Origin of the sequence: Cellulomonas bogoriensis 69B4 = DSM 16987, from assembly GCF_000767165.1 — a bacterium.
GTDB classification, from domain to species: domain Bacteria; phylum Actinomycetota; class Actinomycetes; order Actinomycetales; family Cellulomonadaceae; genus Actinotalea; species Actinotalea bogoriensis.
Window position 1 is genome coordinate 1 of record NZ_AXCZ01000019.1, and the last position, 21,337, is coordinate 21,337.

At 71.7% G+C, this 21,337-nt stretch carries 26 protein-coding genes and 4 tRNA genes; 12 read left to right on the forward strand and 18 right to left on the reverse strand.

From position 1 onward, the window contains the following. Both N869_RS03450 and mgtE read right to left on the reverse strand, forming a co-directional pair. On the reverse strand, nt 1-1,025 hold a 1,025-nt coding region (locus tag N869_RS03450; protein WP_198025945.1), incomplete at its 3' end, for a dynamin family protein. Between the two features lie 61 nt (nt 1,026-1,086). Next, on the reverse strand, nt 1,087-2,409 hold the full coding sequence (mgtE, locus tag N869_RS03455) for a magnesium transporter (protein WP_035057901.1): 1,323 nt from the start codon (nt 2,407-2,409) through the stop codon (nt 1,087-1,089). Between the two features lie 84 nt (nt 2,410-2,493). Here mgtE and N869_RS03460 point away from each other — a divergent pair. Beyond that, nucleotides 2,494-2,566, forward strand: a tRNA-Arg gene (locus N869_RS03460). 11 nt (nt 2,567-2,577) lie between these two features. On the opposite strand, the gene N869_RS03465 is transcribed toward N869_RS03460, so the two are convergent. Then, on the reverse strand, nt 2,578-3,285 hold the full coding sequence (locus tag N869_RS03465) for a phosphatase PAP2 family protein (RefSeq protein WP_084136387.1): 708 nt from the start codon (nt 3,283-3,285) through the stop codon (nt 2,578-2,580). Between the two features lie 384 nt (nt 3,286-3,669). Between N869_RS03465 and N869_RS03470 the strand changes: the two genes are divergently transcribed. The 3 genes from N869_RS03470 (at nt 3,670) to N869_RS17260 (ending at nt 4,972) form a co-directional block, all read left to right on the forward strand. Further along, the gene (locus tag N869_RS03470) at nt 3,670-3,876 is read left to right on the forward strand and encodes a hypothetical protein (protein WP_035057904.1); all 207 of its coding nucleotides are present in this window, start codon (nt 3,670-3,672) and stop codon (nt 3,874-3,876) included. Nucleotides 3,877-3,918: 42 nt separating this feature from the next. Continuing rightward, a complete protein-coding gene (gene orn, locus N869_RS03475) occupies nt 3,919-4,560 on the forward strand; it encodes an oligoribonuclease (RefSeq protein ID WP_156968326.1) in 642 nt (213 codons plus the stop codon). A 274-nt stretch (nt 4,561-4,834) separates the two neighbouring features. Further along, nucleotides 4,835-4,972 (forward strand): hypothetical protein, encoded by a 138-nt coding sequence (locus N869_RS17260; RefSeq protein WP_156968327.1) that lies wholly within the window; start codon nt 4,835-4,837, stop codon nt 4,970-4,972. Here the strand turns inward: N869_RS17260 and N869_RS03480 are convergent. Together N869_RS03480 and N869_RS03485 are read right to left on the reverse strand one after the other, a co-directional pair. Continuing rightward, a tRNA-His gene (locus N869_RS03480) sits at nt 4,961-5,036 on the reverse strand. The two genes, N869_RS17260 and N869_RS03480, sit on opposite strands and share 12 nt — an antisense overlap. Nucleotides 5,037-5,122: 86 nt before the next feature. Then, nucleotides 5,123-6,040 carry an ATP-grasp domain-containing protein gene (locus N869_RS03485; RefSeq protein ID WP_035057907.1) on the reverse strand — a complete coding sequence of 306 codons (918 nt, stop codon included), beginning with the start codon at nt 6,038-6,040 and terminating at the stop codon, nt 5,123-5,125. Between the two features lie 201 nt (nt 6,041-6,241). Between N869_RS03485 and N869_RS03490 the strand changes: the two genes are divergently transcribed. Further along, nucleotides 6,242-6,607 (forward strand): STAS domain-containing protein, encoded by a 366-nt coding sequence (locus N869_RS03490; RefSeq protein WP_084136384.1) that lies wholly within the window; start codon nt 6,242-6,244, stop codon nt 6,605-6,607. 3 nt (nt 6,608-6,610) lie between these two features. On the opposite strand, the gene N869_RS03495 is transcribed toward N869_RS03490, so the two are convergent. Beyond that, on the reverse strand, nt 6,611-7,648 hold the full coding sequence (locus tag N869_RS03495) for an ABC transporter ATP-binding protein (RefSeq protein ID WP_035057910.1): 1,038 nt from the start codon (nt 7,646-7,648) through the stop codon (nt 6,611-6,613). Nucleotides 7,649-7,687: 39 nt separating this feature from the next. Between N869_RS03495 and N869_RS03500 the strand changes: the two genes are divergently transcribed. The 3 genes from N869_RS03500 (at nt 7,688) to N869_RS03510 (ending at nt 10,204) form a co-directional block, all read left to right on the forward strand. After that, the gene (locus tag N869_RS03500; protein WP_035057913.1) at nt 7,688-8,356 is read left to right on the forward strand and encodes an ABC transporter permease; all 669 of its coding nucleotides are present in this window, start codon (nt 7,688-7,690) and stop codon (nt 8,354-8,356) included. Beyond that, nucleotides 8,353-9,069 carry an ABC transporter permease gene (locus tag N869_RS03505; protein WP_035057976.1) on the forward strand — a complete coding sequence of 239 codons (717 nt, stop codon included), beginning with the start codon at nt 8,353-8,355 and terminating at the stop codon, nt 9,067-9,069. Before N869_RS03500 ends, N869_RS03505 begins: the two co-directional genes overlap by 4 nt. A gap of 118 nt (nt 9,070-9,187) precedes the next feature. Further along, nucleotides 9,188-10,204, forward strand: a complete 1,017-nt coding sequence (locus N869_RS03510; RefSeq protein ID WP_035057916.1) for a glycine betaine ABC transporter substrate-binding protein — start codon at nt 9,188-9,190, stop codon at nt 10,202-10,204. A gap of 73 nt (nt 10,205-10,277) precedes the next feature. Here the strand turns inward: N869_RS03510 and N869_RS03515 are convergent. The 3 genes from N869_RS03515 to N869_RS03525 all read right to left on the reverse strand — a co-directional run bounded on the left by N869_RS03515 (nt 10,278) and on the right by N869_RS03525 (nt 11,121). Then, a tRNA-Lys gene (locus tag N869_RS03515) sits at nt 10,278-10,350 on the reverse strand. 47 nt (nt 10,351-10,397) lie between these two features. Beyond that, nucleotides 10,398-10,649: a hypothetical protein gene (locus tag N869_RS03520; protein WP_035057919.1), complete on the reverse strand. Its 252-nt coding sequence runs from the start codon at nt 10,647-10,649 to the stop codon at nt 10,398-10,400. Between the two features lie 175 nt (nt 10,650-10,824). Beyond that, the gene (locus N869_RS03525; protein ID WP_232229594.1) at nt 10,825-11,121 is read right to left on the reverse strand and encodes a GroES family chaperonin; all 297 of its coding nucleotides are present in this window, start codon (nt 11,119-11,121) and stop codon (nt 10,825-10,827) included. Between the two features lie 133 nt (nt 11,122-11,254). On the opposite strand from N869_RS03525, the gene bcp reads away from it, so the two are divergent. From bcp to N869_RS03540, 3 genes are all read left to right on the forward strand, one after another. Beyond that, nucleotides 11,255-11,722, forward strand: a complete 468-nt coding sequence (bcp, locus tag N869_RS03530) for a thioredoxin-dependent thiol peroxidase (RefSeq protein WP_035057922.1) — start codon at nt 11,255-11,257, stop codon at nt 11,720-11,722. 35 nt (nt 11,723-11,757) lie between these two features. After that, nucleotides 11,758-11,838, forward strand: a tRNA-Leu gene (locus N869_RS03535). 21 nt (nt 11,839-11,859) lie between these two features. Continuing rightward, nucleotides 11,860-12,300, forward strand: coding sequence for a DUF6941 family protein (locus N869_RS03540; protein ID WP_035057925.1), 441 nt, complete (start codon nt 11,860-11,862; stop codon nt 12,298-12,300). A 42-nt stretch (nt 12,301-12,342) separates the two neighbouring features. Here N869_RS03540 and N869_RS03545 read toward each other — a convergent pair whose 3' ends face one another. The 6 genes from N869_RS03545 to trxA form a co-directional block, all read right to left on the reverse strand. Beyond that, nucleotides 12,343-13,461 carry an FtsX-like permease family protein gene (locus N869_RS03545; protein ID WP_035057928.1) on the reverse strand — a complete coding sequence of 373 codons (1,119 nt, stop codon included), beginning with the start codon at nt 13,459-13,461 and terminating at the stop codon, nt 12,343-12,345. After that, entirely contained in the window at nt 13,458-14,111 is a 654-nt protein-coding gene (locus tag N869_RS03550) for an ABC transporter ATP-binding protein (protein ID WP_035057931.1), read from the reverse strand. The genes N869_RS03545 and N869_RS03550 overlap by 4 nt, the downstream gene beginning before the upstream one ends. Next, nucleotides 14,108-14,839, reverse strand: coding sequence for a peptidoglycan-binding domain-containing protein (locus N869_RS16845; RefSeq protein WP_198025947.1), 732 nt, complete (start codon nt 14,837-14,839; stop codon nt 14,108-14,110). Before N869_RS16845 ends, N869_RS03550 begins: the two co-directional genes overlap by 4 nt. Before the next feature lie 991 nt (nt 14,840-15,830). Then, nucleotides 15,831-16,238 (reverse strand): hypothetical protein, encoded by a 408-nt coding sequence (locus N869_RS03565; RefSeq protein WP_035057940.1) that lies wholly within the window; start codon nt 16,236-16,238, stop codon nt 15,831-15,833. Between the two features lie 614 nt (nt 16,239-16,852). Further along, nucleotides 16,853-17,056 carry a hypothetical protein gene (locus N869_RS03570; RefSeq protein ID WP_035057943.1) on the reverse strand — a complete coding sequence of 68 codons (204 nt, stop codon included), beginning with the start codon at nt 17,054-17,056 and terminating at the stop codon, nt 16,853-16,855. Nucleotides 17,057-17,137: 81 nt separating this feature from the next. Further along, a complete protein-coding gene (trxA, locus tag N869_RS03575; protein WP_035057946.1) occupies nt 17,138-17,530 on the reverse strand; it encodes a thioredoxin in 393 nt (130 codons plus the stop codon). 126 nt (nt 17,531-17,656) lie between these two features. On the opposite strand from trxA, the gene N869_RS03580 reads away from it, so the two are divergent. Then, nucleotides 17,657-18,208 (forward strand): NUDIX hydrolase family protein, encoded by a 552-nt coding sequence (locus N869_RS03580; protein ID WP_035057949.1) that lies wholly within the window; start codon nt 17,657-17,659, stop codon nt 18,206-18,208. A 46-nt stretch (nt 18,209-18,254) separates the two neighbouring features. Here the strand turns inward: N869_RS03580 and N869_RS03585 are convergent, their stop codons facing one another. From N869_RS03585 to rph, 3 genes are read right to left on the reverse strand one after another with little or no spacing between them, the layout of a single operon-like run. After that, nucleotides 18,255-19,877, reverse strand: coding sequence for an ABC-F family ATP-binding cassette domain-containing protein (locus N869_RS03585; RefSeq protein WP_035057982.1), 1,623 nt, complete (start codon nt 19,875-19,877; stop codon nt 18,255-18,257). 53 nt (nt 19,878-19,930) lie between these two features. After that, nucleotides 19,931-20,566, reverse strand: coding sequence for an RdgB/HAM1 family non-canonical purine NTP pyrophosphatase (gene rdgB, locus N869_RS03590; protein WP_035057952.1), 636 nt, complete (start codon nt 20,564-20,566; stop codon nt 19,931-19,933). Continuing rightward, nucleotides 20,563-21,330, reverse strand: coding sequence for a ribonuclease PH (gene rph / locus N869_RS03595; protein WP_035057954.1), 768 nt, complete (start codon nt 21,328-21,330; stop codon nt 20,563-20,565). Before rph ends, rdgB begins: the two co-directional genes overlap by 4 nt. Nucleotides 21,331-21,337 lie beyond the last annotated feature (7 nt).

The window sequence follows — 21,337 nt, forward strand, 5'->3', positions numbered from 1 at the left end:
CGGGCCTCCCACGCCCCCCGCACCGGCCCCTCGGCCAGCAGAGCGGTGTCGGTGGCGGCGACCCCCTGCGCGGCCTCCTCGGCGGCGCCGACGACGGCCTCCAACCGGGCGCGGGCGTCGACCTGTGCCTGCACGGCCGCCACCAGGGTGTCGGCCCACGGCCGCAACGCCTTCAACGCGCCCCGCTGGGTCCGGACGATGACCGACCGGGCCCGGTCCGGGCCTGCGACCATCGCCAGCCACCGGTTGATCGGGGCCACCTTCGTGGCGTCCAGCAACCCCTCGTGCGGCCCGACATCAGGCACGAGGAACAGGGGCACCGCGCTCATCCCGTGCTCACGGAGACGCGTCATGAGGTCTGCGCGCACGTCCGTCAACGCCGCGGCCGGCACCCGGTTGAGCACCATCGCCATGGACGTGCCGCGGTCCGCCGCCCGCTGCAGGTACTGCCACGGCAGTGCGTCCCCGTACCGGGCGGCGGTCGTGACGAACACCCACAGGTCCGCCGCCTCGAGCAGGCGGTGCGCGGTGGCCCGGTTCGACTCCTCCAAGGAGTCCAGGTCGGGGGCGTCCAGCAACGTCAGGCCCCGCGGAACAGCCGGGTGCGCGACGACCCGCACCACCTCCATCAACGGGTGCGCGGACAGCAGGTCCCCGTCGTCGGGGTGGTGCACCAGGACCGGCCGCCGGGTGGTGGGCCGCAGGACCCCCGCCGTGGTGACCTCGTCCCGCAGGAGCGAGTTCACCAACGTCGACTTGCCCGCCCCCGTCGACCCCGCCACCACCACGACCGCCGGGGCGGACAGCTCACGCAACCGCGGCAGCAGGTGGTCGTCGAGCTGGTCCAGCAGACGGCGACGGGACTCCTCGGCCTCGTCCACACCGTCAAGCGGCAGCGGCAGACGCACCGCGTCCACGTCCCGGCGCAGGTCCGTCACCGCATCCAGGAGGGACTGGTCGGCGCGGGGACGTGCGTCGACGTCCGCGTCGGCCGTGGGGCCGCTGGGCGCCGGGATGGTGATCACGGGTGAATCCTTCCCTGCCGGGCGCGCCCCGTCCAAGTGTGCGCGCCGCAGCCCGCCCCCCTCACAGCCCGAGAACCGCCTGGGCGATGAGGAAGTACACGATCAGACCGGTCGCGTCGACGAACGTGGTGATGAACGGTGCGGACACCACCGCCGGGTCCACACCCACCCGACGGGCGATCATCGGGGTCAGGGCCCCCGTGGTGGTCGCCAGGGTGCACACCGCGACCAGCGCCAACGCCAGCACCAACGCGATCTGCGGGCCCGCGACCACCGTGGCGGGCACAAAACCGACCGCACCGAGCAGCAGCCCCAGCAGCAGACCCGTCAGGCACTCGCGCCCCACCACCCGCGGCAGGTCACCGAAACGCACGTCCCCGACGGCCATCGCCCGCACCACCGTCGTCGCCGCCTGGGCGCCGGTGTTGCCCGCCGTCCCGATCAGCAGCGGCACGAACAGCGCCAACGCCACCACCTGGGCGAGGGTCTCCTCGAAGTGGTCCAGGACGTTCACCGTGAGGGTCGCCGCGGCGATCAGCACCAGCAACCACAGCGCACGGCTGCGCACCAGCCCCAGCACCGTGGTCGACAGGTAGGGCCGGCGCAACGGCTCGGTGGCCGCGGCACGGGCCGCGTCCTCGCTCTCCTCGTGCTCCAGGACCCGCATCGCGTCGTCCACGGTGAACACACCGAGCAGACGGTCCTCGGCGTCCACCACCGGGACCGCCACCAACCCGTGGTCGCGCACCACCCGGGCGGCGTGCTCCTGGTCCTCCCCCGCGCCCACCACCACCGGGTCGGACATCACCTCACGCACCGCCGTCCCGGGGTCGGTGACGAACAGGCGCCGCAACGACACCACACCCTCCACCCGACGTCCCGCGCCCAGCACCGGCAACGTGTAGATCGTCTCGGCGTCGGGCTCGTGCCGGCGCACGTGCTCCAACGCCTGCCCCACGGTCGCCGACACCGGCACCGACACCACCTGCGGGGTCATGCGCCGACCCGCCGACCTCGACGGGTACCCCAGCAGCACCGTCGTCATCGCCCGCTCCCGGGCGTCCAGCCCGGACAGCAACCGGGCCGTGACCCCCGCCGGCAGCTCGTCGAGCAGGCTCGCGCGGTCGTCCGGGTCCAGGTCCGCGATCAGGTCACGGACCGCGTCCTCACGCAGCCCCTCGAGCAGCTCCCCCTGGATCGCGGGGTCGAGGTCCTCGAACACCGCCAGCGACAGGTCCTTGGGCAGTGCCCGGAACGTCACCGCACGGGCGATCGGGTCCAGGCGCCCCAGCTCGTCGACCACCGCAGGCACGTCGAGATCAGCCAGCGCCGACCGCAAGGCACGCACGTCACCGGCACGGGCCAAGGTCGAGAGGTCCTCCATGCCCCCATGTGTACAGCCCGTGCGCCGGTCCTGCAGGTCCCGGGGCCGTTCGGCTACCGTTCCGTTGACGGCCCGCCGTCACCGGCCCCCGTAGCTCAGTGGATAGAGCGTCGGACTTCTAATCCGTTGGTCGCAGGTTCGAATCCTGCCGGGGGCGCCGATCTCCACTCAGGCTCCAGGCCCGGCGGTCCTCGTGGCGGACGCGGGGTCGGGGGTGCGTGCGGCCCGGCGGCGGTCCAGCACGACGACGCCCCCGAGGACGGCGACGGCCAGCATGGAGGACGCCAGGACGTCGCTGACGAAGTGGTAGCCGAGGTACAGGCGGCTGCCTGCGACCAGTGCCGTCCCGGCGGCCACCACGGCCCACCACAGGACCAGGGTGTGGGCGCGGGGCCGGCGCACCCACACCAGGTAGCCGCCGACCAGCAGGAACGTCGCCGTGGCGATCGTGTGACCGGAGGGGAACGCGTACCCGACCTCCTCGGTGGCGGTCGCGAGGGCATCGACAGGGGGCCGGGGGCGGGCCACCAGGTCCTTGATGGCGAGCTGGACACCTGTGCTGGCGACCATGGCGGTGACGAGCAGGACCACCTCCCACCAGGTGCGTCGCACGAACCCCCACACCAGGGCCGCGACGACGACCAGCACCGGGAGCACCACCGGCCCGGTGACCGTGGACACCGCGACCATGAACCAGGTCACCGGTTCGCTGCGCAACGCGACCAGCAGACGCAGGACGGGCTCGTCCAGGACGGCCACGTCGTCGGCGTCCTGCACGGCGTCGAGGACACCGACGAAGCCGGCCGCACCGCCCACCACCAGGACCAGGCCGAGGACGACGGGCAGCGCGGACCGGGCACGGGACAGGGCATCCATGACCTGAGCCTGCACCACACCCGCGACGGGGGCGCCGTGAAAAAAGCGATGACCTGCGGGGTGGGGCGCTGCCAGGGTGGTGTCACCGCGGTGGAGGACCTGGCCCGTCCCAGTCGCCCGTCCCTTCACACCCTGGAGCGTTTCCCATGCACCCCATCACCGTGTACGACGCAGCACTGTCAGAGCACCGGCGCGCGTCAGCAGAACGAGAACACGCACGACTGGTCGAGCAGCGCCGCCGTGACCGGCGCGGTGCACCCGTCCAGGCCCGGCGGCACCGCCCGCCGACCGCGGCCATCGCCCGGGCTCGCCCCGCGGCAGGCTGAGGGCGGGCCGTGCGGTCTGGGAAGATGCCGCCATGGTCGCTGTCCGGTCCGCCCGCTGATGGGTCGTCGTGCCGCCCGGCCGGACCGGGAGCAGAGCCCCTCGCCCACGGACGTGGCGGTCCTTGCGGGCACGTGCGCCCTGGTGACCGTGGTGGTCCTCAGGTGGGTGGGTTCCGGCTGGGTGACGGCCCTGCTGCTGGGCGGGGGCGCCGCCGTCGTGGTCCTGGCCGGCTCGTGGATGACCTACCGGGGCACCGGACGCTGAGGCGACGGGTGCCCCGGTAGGCGACCCCGTAAGGTGACCTCCGTGAGCCCAGCCCCCGCACCGAACGACCGGATCGTCTGGATCGACTGCGAGATGACCGGCCTGGACCTGGAACGCGACGCGCTCGTCGAGGTCGCCGCGGTCGTGACGGACTCCGAGCTGCGGGTGCTCGGCACCGGGGTCGACGTGGTGATCGCTCCCCCGGCCGAGGCCCTGGAGCAGATGGACCCGTTCGTGCGGAACATGCACACCACCTCGGGGCTCCTGGACGCCCTGCCCGGGGGCACGACCCTCGCCGACGCCCAGGCCACGGTCCTGGCGCACCTGCGCGAGCACATCCCCGAAGCCGGCAAGGCACCCCTGGCGGGTAACTCCGTCGGCACCGACAAGGCGTTCCTCGAGCGCGACATGCCCGACCTGGTGGGCCACCTGCACTACCGGGTCATCGACGTGTCCTCCATCAAGGAGCTCGCCCGCCGCTGGTACCCGCGGATCTACTTCTCCTCACCGGAGAAGAACGGTGGGCACCGGGCCCTGGCCGACATCCTCGAGAGCATCGACGAGCTGCGGTACTACCGGCAGGCGATGCTCGTACCGCCGCCCGGTCCGGACTCCGCGACCGCGAAGGCCATCGCCGCCGAGGTCAAGGCGACGAGCGTCGCGACTGGACTCCAGGGCACCTGACGGCGGGCGACCTCTCGCGATCGGACCATCCGTCTGGCTCGGCGCGGCGCCTCCGTCGGCCACCTGACTGCTGCCGCCAACACCTCGGCGCTCATCGAGACGGTCGCTCACGCACCTGGCGCGCGCATCCTCAACAGCGCCGACCCGGACGACCCCGACCGCAGCGGAGATCGTGACGGCGGTCGGGCTCGAACTCGGATGGGACGGCGACCTCGTGCTGCTCCCGCCCGAAGCGCAAGGTGGCGAGCACCCGTGGCAGTGTGCCCACCCGATCGTGCTCGACACCACGGCCTCGCACGCCCTGGGATTCCAGCCGACCGGCTCGGCGCTGGAGCTGCTCCGCCACGAGGTGCGCTGGCTCGCTGACGAGTTCCACTTCGCGGGCCAGCCGCCTACTCCTTGGGGTGGCTAACGGGACTTGAACCCGCGACCCCCTGGACCACAACCAGGTGCTCTACCTGCTGAGCTATAGCCACCATGATCCGTACGCACCCGGTGCGACAGGACCGGCGAGCAGTCTACCTGCTCCAGCGGTGTGCTGGTGCCAGGTCTCGCACGGGGGTCAGGACGCGCGGGCCATGATCGCGTCGGCGAACCGGTCCAGGGCCCCCTCGCCGAGGGACGTGAACAGGTTGGGCTCGACCATCTCCAGCTCCATGAGCAGCGGGGACCCCTGGTCGTCCGAGACCACGTCGACGCGCGCGTAGAGGAAGTGGGACGGGTCGCACGCTCCGTCCGGCGTGAACGTGCGGCACGCGGTCGCGATCACCTTGCGGGCCATCTCGACCTCGGTGCCGCTGGCAGGCGTGGTCGACATCTGCTCCCGCTTGTACAGCTCCTGCCCGGCGTCGGGGCCGTCGAGCATGGCCTCCTTCACCACGCTGTGGGAGTACTCCCCCGCGATGAACACGTGGGCGCGCTCGCCGTGGGTGTCGACGCTGGTCACGTACCGCTGGACCATCACGCTCCGGTCATCTGCGAGCAGGCGGCGCGCGTGCTGGATCGCGAGCCCGCGCGAACCCGCGTCGATCGCCGTGTAGCGGCCCGTGTCCACCGACCCGGCCGACACGGCCGGCTTGATCACGATCTCGCCCTGGGCCGGGAACCTCGTGTGCAGGGCACGGCCGTTCAGACGCGGGTCGGGCTCCAGCCAGATGGTCGGCACGACGGCGACGCCCGCGTCCTCCAGCTCGCGCAGGTAGTGCTTGTCCGCGTTCCAGCGGATCACCGAGGCCGGGTTGGCGAGGCGCGTCACGGAGTCGACCCGCTCAGCCCACTCCAGGAACACGTCCGGCCGCTTGGCGTAGTCCCAGGTGGAACGCACCACCACCAGGTCGTACGCCGCCCAGTCCACCGACTCGTCGTCCCACACCACTGCCTCGGCGGTCGCACCGCGGGCGCGCAGGGCGTCCAGGAGCGGGACGTCCTCAACGTCCAGGTCGGGCAGGTCCGAGCAGGTGGCCAGAGCGATGCGAGTCACACCAGCACACTACTCACGACACGCGAGGTTCGGGGGGCTCAGGTCCCTGGTCACCGACGGGTGAAACCCGCCCCTCACGCCGCGCCGAGGCAGTCGTCACAGTGCCGGATGACCGGATCTGCGGTTGGATCGGCTGGAAGGGGGCACCCGCGAGCACCGAACACGGGCGAGCACGGACGAGCACGGAAGGACTAGTCCGACATGAGCGGTACAGAGGGACGTGAGCAGCGGCCGCGCTCCGGCATGACCCTGCGCGAGATGCCCGACCAGTCGGTCGTGGAGGCCTGGGGTGAGATCGACCTCGCGGTCCGCCAGTCCGCAGGACCCATGTGCCAGACGGTCGCCGAACGCCAGCTGCCCCTGGTCATCGACGCCGGCGGTGTCACGTTCATCGACTCCACCGGCATGTCGATCCTGGTGCGCCTCGCCCGGGACGCCCAGGCCCACGACTACCCCGTCGAGCTGCGCAACGCCCCCTGGATGCTCAAGGAGCTCCTGACGATCACCGGTGTCGACCGGCTGCTTCCCATCACCGACGGCGACCCCGAGGACGTCGCACCGGCCTGACCGTCACGGCGTGAGCACCTCGTCGTCCAGAAGCCTGCGCAGCGCCCGCACCAGGCCGGACGGGCCGATCGACCCCACCACGGACCCACCGTCGTGCACCGTGACAGCGTCGTCGTCGGCCCGCGTCAACGCCGCGAGCGCCTCGTCCAGCGACGCGCCCACCGGCAGGGTGCCTGCGTCGGGGCCGCCGTCGGGAGGGGAGACGGGATCGAGGTCGGCGGCGGTGAGGCGGCCGGCGGCCAGGAGCCGGGTGAGGCGGCCACGGCCCAGGAGGTCGGCGACGACGTCGGTGCGGGGTCGGGCGAGGACCGTCAACGGGTCGGCGACCTGCTCGACGCGACCCCCGGGGGCCAGGACGGCCACCCGGTCACCGAGGCGCACAGCCTCGTCCACGTCGTGGGTGACGAGGATGACGGTGGTGCCGAGCTCGCGCTGGATGCGGCTGAACTCGTCCTGCAGGCGGCGGCGGGCGCCGGGGTCGACGGCCCCGAACGGCTCGTCCATGAGCAGGACGGGCGGGTCGGCGACCAGGGCGCGGGCCACTCCGACGCGTTGGCGCTGCCCGCCCGAGAGCTGGTGGGGGTAGCGGCGGGCGAAGGTCGCCGGGTCCAGGCCCACCAGGTCCAGGATGTCCGTGGTGCGGGCGCGGGTGCGGTCCTGGGGCCAACCGAGCAGGTGGGGCACGGTCGCCACGTTCTGGGCGACCGTGCGGTGCGGGAACAGCCCCACGTCCTGGATGACGTAGCCGATGCGGCGGCGCAGGGCGACGGGGTCGGTGCGGGTGACGTCCCGGCCCTCCAGGAGGACCCGTCCGCCGGTCGGTTCGACGAGCCGGTTGACCATGCGCAGGGTGGTGGACTTGCCGCACCCGGACGCGCCGACCAGGACGAGCAGCTCGCCGCGGGCGACCGTGAGGTCCATGCGGTCGACCGCGACGGTGCCGTCGGGGTACTCCTTGCGTACCCCGTCCAGGACGATGACGGGGGCGTCGCCAGGGCTGGGTGTGGTGCCCGCAGCGGGGCGAGGGTGTCCGCCGGCCATGCGGTGACGTTACCGTCCGTCGGCGGTTAGCCTCGGGCGGTGACGACGAGCCCGGCCCCGGACCCGTGGCTGTCGTGGTCGTACGTGCAGGCGAACTGGGGCGACCTGACGACCGCCCTGGAGCAGCACGTCTCGTTGACGGTGCAGGCCGTGGCGATCGCGTTGGCGTTGGCGCTGCCGTTGGCGGTGCTGGTGCACGGGCACCCCAGGTGGACGGCGGTGGTGCTGGGGGTCACGGGTGTGATGTACACGGTGCCGTCGTTGGCCCTGTTCGCGATGCTCGCCCCGTTCACGGGGATCGGGCGCACCACGGTCCTGATCGGTCTGGTCGCGTACGCGTTGCTGGTGCTGGTGCGCAACGTGGTGGTCGGGCTGCAAGGGGTGGACCCGGGGGTGGTGGACGCCGCCCGGGGGCTGGGCATGGGGCGGGTGCGGACGTTGCTGACGGTCGAGCTGCCGAACGCGCTTCCGGCGGTGGTCGCCGGTCTCAGGCTCGCGACCGTGACGACCGTCGCGCTGGTGACGATCGGGGTGGTGGTCGGGTTCGGGGGTCTGGGGCAGCTGATGTTCCGAGGGTTCCAGAGCGGCTACCGGGCCGAGGTCGTGACCGCGACCCTCCTGACGGTGCTGGTGGCGCTGGTCGCGGACCTGGTCCTGCTGGCGCTGGGGCGGGCCCTGACGCCGTGGCAGCGGGCGGTGCGCACATGACGGGCTCGGTGCTGGAGGACGCGTTCGTGTGGCTCAACGACCCGTTGAGCTGGACCGGACCGCGGGGCGTGCTCGCCCTGGCGCGGGAGCACCTGGCGATGGCGGCCGCCGCGGTGGCGATCGCCGCGGCGGTGTCGTTGCCGTTGGGTGCGGTGCTGGCCCGGGCCCGCCGTGGGGGCGGTGCGGTGGTGGTGGTCGCGAACGTCACCCGCGCGGTGCCGACGTTCGCCCTGCTGCTGATCTTCGCGACGACCGCGGTCGGCTTCGGGAACCGTCCGACCGTGATCGCGGCGGCGGTGTTCGCCGTGCCGCCGATCCTGACGAACACGTGGACGGCGTTGCGGTCGGTGGACCACGGGGTGCGGGAGGCCGCTGCGGGGATGGGCATGTCGCGGTGGCGTTCCCTGGTGGGTGTCGAGCTGCCGCTCGCGTTCCCCCTGATCGCGGCCGGGCTGCGGACCGCGGCGGTGCAGGTGGTCGCGACCATCCCGTTGGCGGCACTGGTGGGGGGTGGCGGCCTGGGGGTGCTGGTGGTCACCGGGTTGGCGACCCGCCGGTTCGGGGAGGTGCTGGCCGGTGGCCTGCTGGTGGCGGCCCTGTGCCTGCTGACCGAGGCGGTCCTGGCAGCGCTGCAGCGGGCGGTCACGCCCCGGGGCCTGCGCCCGGTTCGTGTGCGGGGCGCCGCACAGGCACCGGGCGCACCACGATCGTGATCATGCCGTGACCCTGCTCGGCATGCCCACCGGTTGCCGCCGCCCGTGGGGGCAGGTCGAATGGTCCAGGCACGCGCCCGCGGGCCACCTGATCGACTGACCCACCCCAGGAGGACGCGTGCGTCGCGCCACGTTCACTGTCGCTGCTCTCACCGCTCTGGTCCTCGCGGGGTGCGGTGAACCCGGTTCCGCGGGCCAGTCACCGGAGGCCACCGCACCTGAGGGCGACCAGCTCGAGGTGTGCGAGGCGATCCCCGGGGAGCAGCTGGTCGTCCTGGACGACGACCAGGGGCTGCAGACCGTGGACAACGTGGTCCCGGCCCTGCACGGCCCGACGGCCACCGACGACGAGAACCTGGTGGGCCTGCTCGACGAGGTCTCGGCCCTGCTCACGAGCGAGACGCTGATCGAGCTGAACCGGGCGGTGGACGTGGACCGGCGCACCTCGACGGAGGTCGCGGCCGAGCTCATCGAGTCCGAGGGCCTGGACGACCAGCCGGACGTGGGTCAGGGCCGCCCGATCGTCGTGGGCGCCGGGAACTTCTCCGAGAGCGCGACCCTCGCCGCGCTGTACGCGGGTGTGCTGGACGCCGCCGGGTACGAGACCGTCACCCAGACGATCGGCAACCGCGAGACGTACCTGCCGGCGCTGGAGACCGGTGTGCTGACTGTGGTGCCCGAGTACGTGGGGACTCTGACGGAGGTGCTGAACCAGCGGGTCAACGGCGCCGACGCCCCTGCCGTGGCGAGCTCGGACCTGGAGGAGACCCTCGCCTCGCTGCGGGACCTGGGCGAGGGTGCCGGTCTGGTCATCGGTGAACCGGCCGAGGCGCAGAACCGCAACGCGTTCGCCGTGACCACGGCGTTCGCCGACGAGCACGGCGTCAGCACCCTCAGCGAGCTCGCCGCCGTGTGCGCGGTGGACCTCGGCGGGCCGCCCGAGTGCCCGGAGCGCCCGTTCTGCCAGCCGGGCCTCGAAGACACCTACGGCCTGCAGGTCGTGGACTTCACGTCCCTGGACGCCGGCGGCCCCCTCACCAAGGCCGCGCTGCAGCAGGGGCAGATCGCCGTCGGCCTCGTCTTCTCCTCCGACGCAGCCCTCGCACCCCAGGGCCCGGCAACGGCTGACGACTGACCTGGGGCCTCGATCACGAGGCCAAGACAAAGCGCCCCTCACCGCATCTCTGCAGGTGGGGGGCGCTTCCGTGTGCGCCATCAGGGACTCGAACCCCGAACCCGCTGATTAAGAGTCAGCTGCTCTGCCAATTGAGCTAATGGCGCGCGGTGCATGAGGCTACCACCGGTTGAGCCGTAGGACGAATCCGGTCTCAGTCGCCGCTGTCGGACGCCCGCGCGGGCTCCTCCGGCTCGTCCTGGGACTCCCACCAGGCCACGTCCGGCAGGCCCTCCTCCTGGAGGATCTGCGGGGACTCCGGGCCGCTGGGCAACGCCAGGTCGGCCAGCAGGGCCAGGGGCACGTGCTCGCTGAGGAGCTTCATGACCTCGGCCGACGCCTCGCCTTCAGCGGGCTCGCCACCGACCGTCTCGGTGCCCTCAGGTGCGGACTCGTCCACCACCATGACCCTCCTCCTGTCCACGCGCGAGGAACCTCGTCGTGCCCCTCGGGGACAACTGCACCATCCCGACCGGCCTCGCGCAACGGGTTGCGCCATCTTCGCCCGGATGGCTCACGTCACCTTCTCACGCGCCCCCGACACCACGCGCCCACGTGCGGGGGCCGGGCCCCGACGGGCCCTACAGGTACAGGCCGGTCCCCTCACCGCTGGCCTCGGGCTCGGCGACACCGTGCAGGTCCCGTTCGCGCAGCAGCACGTAGTCGGTGCCCTGCAGCTCGACCTCGGCGCGGTCCTCGGGGTCGAACAGGACCCGGTCACCGCGCTGCACCTGCCGCACGTGCGGGCCCGTCGCCACCACCAGCGCCCACGCCAGCCGCTTGCCGACCGTCGCGGTCGCCGGGATCACGATCCCCGACCCCGACAGCCGCTCGGTGGACTCCCCGTCCAGGCGCACCAGCACACGGTCGTGCAGCATCCGCACCGGGAGGCGTTCGGGCCTGGCGGGCGCGTTGCTGGGTGCGGGACTGGGCGGGGTCGAAGGCTCGGTGCTCACGGGGTCGACCGTACCGCCGCAGTAGGGTGAGAGGTCCCGCGACCGAAGGAGTGCCATGCCGCGCCTGAGCCCCGGCGACCTCGCCCCCGACTTCACCCTGCCCACCGCTGACGGCGGGACGGTGACGCTCTCGGAGCTACGGGGCAAGCGTGTGGTGATCTTCTTCTTCCCCGCGGCGATGACCCCCGGGTGCACCACCCAGGCCTGCGACTTCCGCGACTCCCTGGACCACCTCCACGAGGCCGGGTACACCGTCCTGGGCATCTCCCCCGACCCGGTGGACCGGCTCGCCGAGTTCACCGCCAAGGCCGAGCTGACGTACCCCTTGGCGTCCGACGCCGACCGTGCCGTGCTCACCGAGTGGGGCGCCTACGGCGAGAAGAAGCTGTACGGGAAGGTCGTCCAGGGCGTCATCCGGTCCACCGTCGTGGTGGACGAGGACGGCAAGGTGCACCTGGCCCAGTACAACGTGCGGGCCACCGGTCACGTCGCCAAGCTGCGCCGCGACCTCGGCCTGACCTGACCCCCGAGGCCCGGGCCGTCTAGGCTCGGGCACGAGCGCGAGTGGCGAAATGGCAGACGCGCCAGGTTTAGGTCCTGGTGCCCCCGGGCGTGCGGGTTCGACTCCCGCCTCGCGCACGACCCCGATGAGAGGACGTCATGAAGCTCACCGTGCTGCTCGCCGATGCCGCCGAGGAGGCGAACGGGAAGGTCTCGGCCCTGGGCCTGGGGTGGACAGTCACCGCCACCCCCACCCCACCGATGGTCGTGATCCTGCTGCTGGACATCGGCTGGGACGAGACCGACCGTGACATCGACCTGCACCTGGAGCTCGTCGACGCCGACGGCCGCCCCGTCATGGTGCCCGGCCCGTACGGCGAGCAGCCCCTAACCGTCGACGCCCGGGCCAAGGCAGGGCGCCCGCCCGCCGCACTGCCCGGGACGGAGATCCGGATGCCCATGACCATCTCCATCGCCCCCGGCCTCCAGCTCGAGCCCGGGCAACGCTACGAGTGGCGGGCGTCCCTGGACGGCCAGCACAACGCCGCGTGGCGGCAGACGTTCGTCATCCGCCCGGCGGTCACCGAACCGCCTGCCTGAACCCCGTCGGGCCCGCGGTCGCGCAGCGGTCGGGGCCCGACGTCAGGGCACCCGCAGGATGCTCACCGGGTCACGCCGGGACGCGGTGACGGCCGGCGGCACCGCCGCCAGGAGCGTCACGAGCAGGACCACACCCATGAGCCCTGCCACGAATGCGGCACCCGGCGCCGACCCCGCCAGCAGGACCACCGCCCCGACCCCGGCCGCCGTCCCGAGGGTCACACCCACGGTCCCGGCGCACGCAGCCTGGACGAGCACCAGGACCACCACCGATGACCGGCTGGCACCCAGGGCGCGTCTGCGCCCGAAGTCGCGTCGCCGCCCGGCGACCGCCCCGAACATCGTGACCGCGAGGACCACCAGCCCCATCACCAGGACCCCCGCCATCAGCAGGCGCGCGCCCGCCCCCAACGTGCCCGTCACCACCTCACGGAGCTGCAGGACGCTGGTCGACGCCGCGATGTCCACGTGGGTGGGTTCGCGGGCGGGCAGGACGTGCTCGATGTCCTCGGCCAGGCGTGCGGCGTCCGTCGCCCCCGCCGCCACCACGTACAGCACGCGCAGCGGGAACTCCTCACCGGCCGCCGGGACGGTGAGGACGCTGCCGTCGAGGGAGGCAAGAGGACCGTCGGCGCTGAACTCCCCCACGACCCCCACGACCACGTCACCGGTGGTGACGGCGCCCGCAGGACCGTCCATGGCCAGCTCTGCCAGGGCCGCGGTGCCGGCGGCCGCCTGCCGCGGGGCGTCCGGGGCACGACCCGCGGTCAGGCGCACCGCACGCTCCAGGTCACCCACGTAGGGGCGGACCGGCACCCCCACCGGGACCCGCGGCAGGTCACGGTTGCGACCGTCGCGTACCGGGCCCAGCCCGAGGACCGCGTCCACCCCGCTCAGGCGCGACACCTCGTCGACCGCGGCGACGTCGATGTACGCCTGTCCCGTGCTGTCGGTGACGGTGATGAGCCGGGAGCCGACCAGGTCGATCGAGTCGACCACCGCACGTTCCGTGGCCGCGGTGCGCCCCGTGGTCAGCAGCACCACCAGGCACACCAGCGCCACGACGAGGGCCGCTGTGACCGTCGGGACGCGCTGGGCGACCGCTGAACGGATCCCGTCGGTCACCAGGTCGCGTGGGCGTGGTGTGCCCGGCAGGGTCATGTCAGGACCACACGGTGGTCTGACCGCTCGGCGAGGGCCTCGTCATGGGTGGCGACCACGACCGTCGCCCCTGCCCGTGCCCGGTGGGTCAGCGCCTGCCAGACGACTTCCGCCGATGCGTGATCGAGGTTGCCGGTGGGTTCGTCTGCGAACACCACGTCCGGATCGGTGAGCAGCGCCCGGCACAGGGCGACCCGCTGTGCCTGCCCGCCGGAGATCTCCCCGGGACGGTGGTCGATGCGGTGGGAGACGCCGATGCGCTCGAGCAGCTCGACCGCGCGGCGCTCCGCCTCGCGACGTGGCATGCCCGCGAACAAGGCCCCCTCGCACACGTTGTCCAGGACGGTGCGACCGGGGTCGAGCATCGCGTCCTGGAACACGAAGCCCGCCCTCGCAGCACGCAGACGGGACCGGGCCCCGTCGTCCAGGCCCTCCACGGCCCTGCCGTCCCACTCCACGTGCCCGCTCGTGGGACGCAGCAGCAACGCCAGCACGTACAGCAGCGTCGACTTGCCCGAACCCGAGGGGCCCGTGAGGGCGGTGATCGCACCGGCAGGGAACTCCACGTCTACGTCCTGCAGGACGGGTGCGCTTCCGCGCCGGTAACGGAGGGTGAGCTGTCGGGCGGCCAGGACGGAGCGGGGGGTCACTGCTCAGCGGCCGGGTCGACCTGGGTGGGCTGGTCGGTGGTGGCACCGTCCTCGCCGTGCAGGAGGATGACGGTCCCGACGTCCAGGCCTTCCACCACGGCGCGCGCACCGTCCGAGCCCAGGATGCTCACGGGTACCGTGCGCCCGTCCTCGGTGCGGACGGACACCGTCCCGTCCGGCCCGGTGATCAACGCCGAGACGGGCACCAACGGGCCGTCCACCTCAGGTTCGATCACGACCGTCGCGCCGAGCCGCAACGCATCGACGGTGAACGGCAGGTCAGCGCAGTCCGCCCCGCAGACCGGTCCACCGTCGGGTGCCGTCAACGTCAGGGACGACTCACCCGTGTCCGTGGTGACGGCCTCACCGACCACGGCCTCCCACGCCTGGTCCTCGAACTCGACCACCACGGGGGTGCCGGTCAGCGCGCCGTATGCGCGCTGGTCCTGACCCAGGGGGATCGTGACCTCCGGCACCTCTGCGACAGAAAGGGCGACAGTCGTTCCAGGTTCGATTCGGGAACCGACCTCGACCTCGTCGGCAAGGACGACACGAGCCGGCAGGGCTTCCGCGAACACGAGGTCGCCCTGCTGCACCACACCGGTTCGGGAGACTCCGACATCGCCCTGCCAGCGCCGAACCGCCGTCGTAGTGCCCGCTCCGAACACCCCATCAGGCGTTGCGGTCAGGTGGCCCAGCTCGACGAGCATCTTCTGGAGCTGGGCCACGTCAGCACCACGGTCACCGGATTGGAGGTCTCGGAACGCAGGGACAGTACCCTCGGCGATCACCACCGGGCGCAGGCCGACCGAGTACAGGACATCCCCGGACGTGACTTCGCCCCCCGAGTCAACCAGGATCTCGGTGATGGTCCCGGCAGAGGCGCCGGTGACAAGAGGTTCAGTCGGCCACTCCGCGACCGCCGTGTAGCGGGCACTCGACCCGACAGTCCCGGTCCCGACTGTGAAACTCCGCGCGGTGATCGGCTCGTCGGAAGTCTGGGGGGGCACAAAGACCGCCCTCCCAGCGATCATGCCCGCACCTGTGGCGAGGACAACCGAGAATCCCCACGCTACAACAACCCACAACCGCCGGGACAAACCCAATGGTTTCACCACGGTTCCGGACAGGTCTGGACCAAATCGTCGTACTCGCCCCACGGCCGCGAGACAAGATCCGGCGCCAAGTACGGGTGCCAAATCGAGTCGATATCCACGGGATCCCGCCCTCCAGCGAGGCTCTGCTCTAAGAACGCTTCGCGAGTGGGCGGCGCGGGCACGTCGACACCATGGGCAACAAGACACTCGTAACCCTCGACAAGCATGTCAAAACGGTGCGCGAAGTCGTCAGCCGTCCGCAACTGAGGTTCGTTACTCAAGCCCACCTGCAGTCTGCACTCGCGTGAGTCCTGAACGAATCTCTCGATTTCATCGCTATCGCTGAATGAATCCGGTGACCCACCCCACTCATCAATCTCACGACTCCAACCCCGGTCATCAATGCAATCCTGCAACCGGACCGTCGCAAGCTCGCGCTCCTGCGCCTGCTCGGCGAACCACGCTGGCGGCTGCCACGCGGAAGGACTACCCCCAACCGACTCAGGACCCCCACAGGAACTGAGAAAAAGCGCAGCAAGAAGCCCGGAGCCCGCGGCCAGAGTTCGAGAACGCAACCTAGCACTGGGCCGCTCGACCTGGCACTTATGACCTTTAGGCCTGTTCACCATAGCCAGGGCTCCGGGCACTTCCGCAACAGATCGCGGTACTCCTGCTCAGGTAGCTCGACCAGGACATCGGCGATGTAGGGCGCCCAGACGTTCACTTCTCCGGCCGGTGAGTCGTCCAGAGACTGCTCGACGAAGACCTCGACCGATGGCGGCGCCGGGATGTCGTATCCTTGCGCGACGATGCACCGCCATCCATCGACTTCCATCGCGTACAGAACCTCGAGCTCCTCCACGGTGGGATCCTTATGGTCCACCCGCAAGCCAGCCTGCCGCAAGCATTCGGTGGAGTCCTCGACGAACGCGTCCATCTCCGCGTCATCCATGAACCCCTCGGGCGAGCCACCCCACTCATCGATTTCGCGATCCCAGCCCAGTTCGTTGATGCAGTCTTGCAGGCGCACACGCGCGAGTTCACGTTCCTGTGCTTGCTCAGCAAACCATGCCGGGGGTTCCCATCCAGCCTCAGCGCCGGCAGGAGCACGTCCAGAACTCCCGCAAGCGACTACGCCCGAGAGAGCCAAGGCCAGCACAAGAACACCAGACCCGCGAGCGCGAGTCCGGTTCACATCTTGTTGCATCGGTAGGACGCCTCGTGGATCCGACTACCTGCATCAACCCCGGCCCAACCAGAGGACGACTGGCCCGTATTCGTCGACGCATAAGAACTGGATTTATGGCCCTTGTACCATGTTTTTTGCGCCGTCGCGTGATAGGTCTGACCTGAAGTCTTCGAGGAGATGACGATTTGATTTCCCGTCGACGAGGTGCACCTGGGGTTTATCGCCGTCCACGTTTCGAGGGCCCAAGCCGAGACGGTTGAGCCGGTCGCCAATAAAATGACCACGGATGCAGCCACCAATACCTTGCGCATGCTTCGCCCCCAGAGAACGCTGGCCACATTGCCAGATCATGGCGAAGGTTATTGAAGCTTAGACACAGTGTCAAGACTCGTCGAGGTGCTGATAATGAACCCGCGACCGCCTTGCGGAGGCCTGCGTCTCGCGCGGGAGGCGCGTCACGCCTCAGGCTCCTCGTCCTCGTCGAGGGGGAACAGGTCCTCGGCGGGGACCTCCAGGACGCCCGCGCCCTCCATCTCGTCCTCGTAGCCGGAGTGCGGTGAGGTCGACAGGCCCAGCCCACCCTCGACGGTCTCGTCGCCGGGGTTGTCAGGGTCCTGACGGGGCTCGTCGGGCACGGGGGTGGAGACGTCCTCGCTCATCGGTCCTCCCAGAGGGTCGGGCCGGCCCTCTGGGCCGACGGTCCCCCCAGGTGATCACCGGTGACGGGCACCGGCAACCGCTCAGCCGGCCGTGGTGCCGTTCGCCTTCGCGGCCTCCTCCTGCTCGGCGAGCTCCTTGCGGACCTCGTCCATGTCCAGGCCCTTCACGGCGGTGATCACCTGGTCCAGCGCCTGCTTGGGCAGGGCCCCGGCCTGCGAGAACACGAGGATCCCCTGACGGAACGCCATGAGCGTCGGGATGGAGGTGATCTGGGCGGCGCCGGCCAGCCCCTGCTCGGCCTCGGTGTCGACCTTGCCGTGCACCACGTCGGGGTGGTCCTGCGAGGACTGCTCGAACACCGGCGCGAACTGCCGGCACGGACCGCACCACTCGGCCCAGAAGTCCACCAGGACGATGTCGTTCTCGGTGACGGTCTTCTCGAACATGCCCTCGGTGAGCTCGACGGTCGGCATCAGCAGGTCCTCTCCAGACGGTGACAGGCCGCGAACCGGCCCTGAGGGCGTAACACCACCACACCGCCGGTATTCCGCGAACCCCCGTCGCAGGGCCCCGCGGGCAGGTGACCGTAGGCTTCGACCATGACCGAGACCGCCGACTACCCGGACGAACCCACCCCCGACGCGTGGCTGAGCGAGGCCGAGCTGGCCGTGGCGCGCGCACGGGTGCCGATGCTGTACGTCGACGCCGTGCCCGTGCGCGTCGACGACAGCGGGGACGTCGTCGCCGTGGGGCTGCTCCTGCGCGTGTCCCACGACGGGACCATGACCCGGGCGCTGGTGTCCGGTCGGGTGCTGCACCACGAGCGGGTGCGGGACGCGCTGCTGCGCCACCTCGAGAAGGACCTCGGCCCCATGGCTCTGCCGTTGATCCCCGCCTCGCCGCAGCCGTTCACGGTCGCCGAGTACTTCCCCACACCCGGTGTCACCCCGTACCACGACCCCCGCCAGCACGCGGTGTCCCTGGCGTACGTGGTGCCGGTCACCGGGGACTGCGAACCGCAGCAGCACGCCCTGGACCTCGCGTGGATGACACCCGAGGAGGCGTGCAGCGAGCAGGTGCAGGTCGAGATGATCGGCGGTCACGGGTACCTGCTGCGGCAGGCCATGGCCCACGTCGGACGGCTGGGCTGACGACAGGGCTGACAGCAGGGCTGACAGCAGTGGCGGTGCCCGTGCCTCAGCCGAGGTCCAGGTTCGGCCAGTCCGCCAGGTCCGCACGCAGGGCGCGGTCGTGGGTGGCGACGACCACCGCGGCGCTCGTCGCCCGCAGCGCCTCGGTCAGGTCGTCGACCAGGGCGACCGAGAGGTGGTTGGTGGGCTCGTCGAGCACCAGCACGTGCGGTGCGGCGAGCAGGGCGCACGCCAGGTCGAACCGGCGGCGCTGACCCACCGACAGCTCACGCAACGGCCGCTCCAGGTCGTCCTCGCTCAACAGCCCCAGGCCCGCCACGGGCACCAGGTGCTGGGGGTCCAGCTCGTCGGCCTCCAGCAGGCGCAAGGCGTGCGCGGCGTACGCCTCGAACCCGGTCCGGGTCGTGTCGTGCGCCACCTCGTCGTCCTGACCGAGCAGACCGACCCGCACCCCCGGCCCTGTGCTGCGCACGCCACGCTCGGACGGCACCCGTCCCGCCAGCACACCCAGCAAGGTCGACTTGCCCGACCCGTTGGGCCCTGTGACCAGCAGCCGCCCGCAGGGTGGGACCTGCACCCGCACCCCCGGGAGGTCCAGGCGGCCCGGTACGTGCACCCCCCGGGCCTCGAGCAACGGCGGGGAGTCCGCCGCGGTGGCCGCCGGGGACGCCGGCAGGTCGGGGAACACCAGTCGCACCGGTGGCGGTGGGACCTCGACGGCGTTCGCGTCGAGCTGCTCCAGCAACCGGTCCGCGGCCTTGACGTGGATGCGCGCCCGGGTGCCCCTGCGGTGCTTCTGCGAGCCCTTCGGTGGGCGCCACTCGTCCGACAGACCTTCGTAGGAGGTGTCCAGGCGTTCGGCCAGCCGTTCCCGGCGTGCCCGTTCGGCGGTGTACCGCTGCTGCCACCGACGCCACGCCTGGTCACGGGCGTACCGGTAGGTGGCGTAGTCCGTGGCCCCGTACACCGTGGGGGTCCCGTCCACCGACGGGTCCAGGTCCACGATCGCCGTCATCACGTCGTCCAGGAGTCGCCGGTCGTGGGTCACCACCACCACTGCGCCCTGCCACCGGCGCACCTGCTCGGTCAGGTAGTCGATGCCCCCGACGTCCAGGTGGTTCGTCGGCTCGTCCAGCAGCAGGACGTCCGCGCGACCCGCGACCTGGCACGCCAACCGGGCACGGTACCTCTCCCCCACCGACAGGGACGCCAACGGCCTGGTCGTGTCCCGCGGGGCGCCGAACCGGGTCAGGGCCTCGTCCACCCGACGGTCGGCGTCCCACACGCCCAGGCGCTCGGCACGTGCCAGGGCGACCGCCAGGCGCTCGGCGTCACCTTGGTCCTGGTGCGCGTCGACCGCTGCGGTCGCCTCGTCCAGCTCACGGGCGGCGGCGCGCACCGGCCCCAAGGCCTCCTCCACCAGGTCCCCGACCGTCATGCCCGCCACCAGGGGAAGGTCCTGCTCCACCAGTGCCAGTGTGCCCACCAGGCGCACCTGGCCGGCCGTGGGTTCCAGCCGCCCCGCCACGGCGTGCAGCAACGTGGTCTTGCCCGTCCCGTTCTCGCCCACCAGCCCGACCCGGTCGCCCGCCGCGGCCGTGAACGTCACACCCCGCAGCACCGGACGGCCCGGGTGCCCGACGGCCAGGTCACGGACAGCCAGGTGCACCGCACCCGACGGTGGGGCCGTCCCGTCGCCCCACGGGTCCCGACCCGTCACCCTCACCGACCCAGGACGTCCGCGACGTGCGGGGCGAGTGCGCGGAACGCCTGCCCGCGGTGGGAGATCGCGTTCTTCTCAGCCGCGGACAGCTCTGCGCAGGTCACCGGGGACGTCGCCCAGGACGGCTGCGCGTCGGGGACCAGCACCGGGTCGTAACCGAAACCGCCCTCGCCGCGGGGCGCCGTGGCCAGACGCCCGCGCAGCACACCGACCTCCACGTGCTCCACACCGTCCGGGGTCACGAGCGCCGCGGCGCACGTGAAGCCCGCACCCCGGTGCTCGGCCGGGACGTCCGCGAGCTGGGCGAGCAGCAGCGCGGTGTTCGCGGCGTCGTCCCCGTGCGTGCCGCACCACCGTGCGGAGAACACCCCGGGAGCGCCACCCAGCACGTCGACGCACAGTCCCGAGTCGTCAGCGACCGCCGGCAGACCCGTCGCCCGCACCACCGCACGCGCCTTGATCAACGCGTTCGCGGCGAACGTCACCCCGTCCTCGACCGGTTCGGGCGCACCCACGTCACCGGCACCGACGACGTCACCCTCACCCAGCCCCGGCACGTGCGGGGCCAGGATCGCGCGCAGCTCGGTGATCTTGTGACGGTTGTGGGTCGCGAGGACCAGCCGCCCGCCGCTCACCGACCGTCCTCGGCCAGTGCCGCCGCCTGGATGCGGGCGAGCTCGGCGGTGCCACCCAGCGCCAGGTCCAGCAAGGCGTCCAGCTCGGACCGGTCGAACGACTTCTGCTCCGCGGTGCCCTGCACCTCCACGAACTGGCCCGAGCCCGTCACCACCACGTTCATGTCCGTCTGGGCCCGCACGTCCTCCACGTACGGCAGGTCCAGCACCGGCACACCGTCCACGATGCCCACGCTCACCGCCGACACCGAGTCGGTCAGGACCTCGGCCCGGGTCGAGACCTTCTTGTTCCGCCGGCCCCACGCCACCGCGTCGGCCAGGGCGACGTACGCCCCCGTGATCGCCGCGGTGCGGGTCCCCCCATCGGCCTGGAGGACGTCGCAGTCCAGCACGATCGTGTTCTCGCCCAGCGCCCGCACGTCCACCACCGCGCGCAACGAGCGGCCGATCAACCGGGAGATCTCATGGGTGCGGCCCCCCACCCGGCCCTTGACCGACTCCCGGTCGCTGCGGGTGTTCGTGGCCCGCGGGAGCATCGCGTACTCCGCCGTCACCCAGCCCTCGCCCGAACCCTTGCGCCACCGGGGCACCGAGTCCGTGAACGACGCCGCGCACAGCACCCGCGTGCCCCCGAACTCCACCAGCACCGAGCCCTCGGCCGCGTCCAACCAACCGCGGGTGATCCGCACCGGGCGCAGCTCGTCGGGGCGACGCCCGTCGGCGCGCGCAGCAGAGGTCGAGGACGACGGAGAGTGGGAAGTCATCCCCCGA